Here is a 523-nt window from a genome sequence, read left to right as displayed (position 1 = left end):
GCCTGATGCGTAGAGAAGGTTTACGCTCTCAGACCGGCTATCGACGACGCCCTGGCTGCTATGGCGGTGGAAAGCCGGCCATCGTATCACCCAACCATTTAGACCGTCAGTTTGAAGTAACAGCGCCAAATATTGCTTGGGTGACGGATATTACGTACATCCGAACGTACGAAGGCTGGCTTTACTTAGCGGTGGTTATCGACCTGTTTTCTCGTCAAGTGGTTGGCTGGTCGATGAAGTCACGTATGACCACGGAGTTAGTGCTGGATGCTTTATTGTCGGCAGTTTGGCGACGCAAGCCACAAGGAACTGTGATGGTGCATTCGGATCAAGGAAGCCAGTTTAGCAGTGGAGACTGGCAAAGCTTTTTGAAAGCTAATCACCTGGTGGGCAGCATGAGCCGACGTGGTAACTGTCATGACAACGCCGTTGCTGAAAGCTTCTTTCAACTCCTCAAGCGAGAGCGGATCAAGCGACAGATTTATTCGACACGGGAAGCGGCTAGACACGACGTGTTCAATTA

Annotated in this window: 1 protein-coding gene; it reads left to right on the top strand. The window is 51.2% G+C overall.

Annotation, left to right across the window (positions count from 1 at the left end):
- Positions 1-523: IS3 family transposase (locus HP566_RS08150; protein WP_249976764.1), on the top strand; the 523-nt coding region annotated here is incomplete at both ends.

This window comes from Vreelandella olivaria, assembly GCF_023507745.1.
In the GTDB taxonomy this organism is placed as follows: Bacteria; Pseudomonadota; Gammaproteobacteria; order Pseudomonadales; family Halomonadaceae; genus Vreelandella; species Vreelandella olivaria_A.
The sequence above is the reverse complement of the archived record's forward strand: the minus strand, read 5'-3'. Positions and strand labels throughout refer to the sequence as shown.